Raw genomic sequence first — 3,437 nt, forward strand, 5'->3', positions numbered from 1 at the left:
TGTGGTTCGCCATGTGAGAGGCTGTTGGCGGCAGATGATCCTGCTGTTCTTGATCGTGCGTCGCATGCCGACAATACGCGAGTTGATCGTGGCGACCCCGCTATCGCTGTCCTCTCCATCGGCTACCCGCCCTCCCGGCTCACGCCTCCGCGCAGCGGGCTGGAGCGCAGCGACTTCGTGCTTCGACGTTTTGCTGCCGTCGCAAATCGCGACCTTGAACGCCTCCACTGGGCGAGGAAGCGGACCTACAGGGAAGGCGCGGTGTCCGCCCTGAGCGGAACTTCCTTTTCCGAGTTTTGGCAAGCCGTTGAAGAACTGCCTGGCGTGGGGAGCGTCAATGGGATTCTTTCTGCACGCGCGGGCGCGGCTCGCCGCAATGACGAAGGCGGATGGGGGTGACGTGGCGGCCTGTTAACGCGGGCGCGAGCCTCTCCGCCAGAACGTTTCGCACGCCAAGACGCCAGAGTCGTAGACAACCATTCAGCCGTTTCCCAAATATCTGGACGCAGGCGCGCAACGGTATGGTAACGGCGCGGCCATGACATCGCTTGCCGGCTGGCCTGTGGCGTGCGACCGCCAAGCCTCTGGCGCGATCTTGGGAGCCGCCGATGTGCCGAGCGTGTATGAGTTCCGTGATAACCGATCACCTGACTTCCGGCCTTTGGCGCGCCGCGCCGAGCCGGCGGCGGTTCCTGGCCTACGCCGTCTCGGCCGGCGCCGCGGCCGCGACGATGACGGCAGGGCGGGAGGCCCAGGCCGCCGACGGCGCGGGCGTGATCTTTCGCAACGGGACGATCTATCCGATGACGGCCGGAGGGCGGCCGGCGGAGGCGCTTGCGATCGGCGGCGGAAAGATTCTCGCGGCCGGATCGGCCTCGGACGTGTCCTCGCTCGCGCGCGGCGCGACCCGGATCATCGACCTTCAGGGCCGCGCCCTGTTTCCGGGGTTCATCGACCCGCACCATCACACGGTCCTTTCCGCGCTGTTCGCCGATCTCATGCTCAATATCGGCTATGCGAAATATTCCAATCGCGCCGCCGCGCTCGCCGCGCTCAAAGCGGCGGTCGCGAAAACGCCGTCGGGCCAATGGATTCGCGCCGGTTCCTACGACAACCTCCTGCAGGGCGGCGATCTGTCGATGGAGGAGCTGGACGCGATCTCGACCGAGCATCCGATTTTCGTTCTGTACGTGAACGGCCATGTCGGCGCCGCGAACGCCATGGCGTTCAAGCTCGCCGATATCGCACAAAATGTCGGCGAGCTCCCCGGCGGCGGCCATTTCGGCCGCGCGCCGGACGGCAAGTTGAACGGCCTGATCTACGAGGAGCCGGCGCTCCTCCGCTTCGTGGCCGTCGCGGCTCCCGCTATCACGCCTGAGCTGATCGCCACGGCGCTCGCGTCCTATACGAAACAGGCGGCGGCCGCGGGCAATACGACGCTGCACGAGCCCGGCACCATCAAGCCGGATTGGGTGGAGCCGCTGGCAAAACTGTCCAACACGCTCGACGTGCGAATGAGCGCGAGCCTGAGCACGGATTCGGTCGAGGCGAGCAAGGCCTTCGCGTCGCTTGGGCCCGCCGCCAAGGCGAGGATGATCCCCAGCAGCCGGTTTTCGCTCTATGGCATGAAATTTTGGGCGGACGGCTCCACTCAGGCAGAAAGCGCCGCTCAAACGAAGCCCTACCTCCGCAGCGCGTCAAAGGGCGCCGCCAACTACACCGTGTCTCAGATGACGGAACTTTGCCGGGCGGCGAAGGATGCCGGCTGGCCGATCCTGATCCATTGCCAGGGCGACGCGGCGATCGACGACGCGCTGGATGCGATTGAATTGGCCTATGGGGCCAACGCGGCAACGGGGCTTAACGTGGTTCAGCACGCGACGATGGCGCGTCAGGACCAGCTCGACCGAATGAAGCGGCTCGGCGCGGAGCCCACCTTCCTTCCTGACCTCCTGTATCTCTATGGCGCGGCCTATCGCGACCAGATCTTAGGGCCGGAGCGCACGGCGTTCATGGAGCCCATGGCTGCCTGCGTGAAGGCGGGCATTGCCTTCTCCCTTCACACCGACGCGCCGGTCTCCCCGGTCGGCCCTCTGCGGCTGATGCAGATCGCCATCACGCGCCGCTGCGTCATCGACAATTCCGTCATTGGCGCCGATCAAACGATCACGATCGATGAGGCGCTGAGGGCGATCACGATCAACGCCGCGCGGCAGATTGGCCTCGAGGATTCGGTCGGCACGCTCGAGCCGGGCAAGGAGGCCGACCTGACGATCCTCGAGAGCGATCCCCACAAGGTCGGCGCGGACGCGATCGCTGACATCAGGGTCAGCGAGACGTGGGTGGCCGGCGAGCGGAAATTCGGCTGACGGGGCTGGCCGTCCGACTTCGACGCTTCCCGCCAAAATTCGACCTCTACAGACCCTCAGGATTGGGTTCCGCTCCCTGGACGTACGCAGGAATCACCACCCGCCGTTGCTCATAACGGGCAGCCCCGCGCGGCCGCGGCGACATTGATCTGGATCATTCCAGATGACCTGGCTCGCCTCTGGTGATGATGCCGGCCGCATTCGCATCTGCGCTCGTCGCGCTTTGTTTGCGCCCCCTCCGTCAGATCCTGACGTTCAGGCCGCGGCCTCACCGGACCGACGTTTCGACCAATGGCGCGAGGGCCCCGACGCTGTGGGCATCGATCACGCTGCCGGCCGGGGAACGGCCGCTCCTATGCGCCCTCCTGCCGTTCAGAGACCGAGTCGAACGGCAGCAAAGGTTCCGATTGGTCACGTTCGCCTATCCCTTGCGGAAGGACCGGAATGTGCGCACAGCGGTCGTCCCGACGGGCAACCGGATGAGCGCAAGTGGCGCGTCCGGCAGATCCTCGCCTCGGCGCGCGCCGACGATAATCTGTTGCGCCCAGTCACGCGCCGCGTTCAGCGCGCCCGGAACGGTTCATTAACTCGACTTCGTTGCGTGGCTTGACCGCCCCAGGTCCAAGGCGCAACGAAATCGCCCAGCCTTCAAAAAGTTCGGCTAGTTTTGTCTGTTCCTGGCGGGGCCAGCAAGCCACCTTTGGCCGCGGCTCTTATGGCTCCCGGTCCTTTTGGCGAAGCGAAAAGCACGATGCAGACCATCGTCATCTCAATAGTTTGTCATCCGGACGGCCGCTTCTCTGTCGACAAGAACATGATGATGGGTGGTTGTCGGTTGGCACTTAATTATAAGAATGAGATTTTAGTTATTTCAGATAGTTAGAGGAGCACTTAAATTGAGAATGGGGCGCTAAGTTGAGAATCCGAATTGGGCTTTGGCACTAGAGCGGTTTCCGATCAATCTGTATTGTATCCGCAGGCCGTGAAGTAGTTCCAGCATTCGCCGGGTTTGAAGATTTCGGCGCAGGCGTCGAGCGCGTTCAAGAGGCCTGTGACGGTTCGCTCGGC

General features: G+C 64.0%; 2 protein-coding genes. Both read left to right on the forward strand.

Features of this window, described 5'->3' with window-relative positions:
- The coding region (locus tag ACLP2E_RS19560) for a hypothetical protein (RefSeq protein WP_442466872.1) at positions 1 to 399 on the forward strand (399 nt) is incomplete at its 5' end.
- 224 nt (positions 400 to 623) lie between these two features.
- Complete coding sequence (locus tag ACLP2E_RS19565; RefSeq protein ID WP_442466873.1) at positions 624 to 2,369, forward strand: amidohydrolase; 1,746 nt, start codon at positions 624 to 626, stop codon at positions 2,367 to 2,369.
- Positions 2,370 to 3,437: the final 1,068 nt, after the last annotated feature.

The sequence above is a fragment of the Rhodoblastus sp. genome (assembly GCF_052145335.1).
GTDB lineage: Bacteria > Pseudomonadota > Alphaproteobacteria > Rhizobiales > Beijerinckiaceae > Rhodoblastus.

Excerpts from the sequence above, each read along its gene's own strand:
- ACLP2E_RS19565 (WP_442466873.1), top strand. The coding sequence starts at position 624 with ATGAGTTCCGTGATAACCGATCACCTGACTTCCGGCCTTTGGCGCGCC.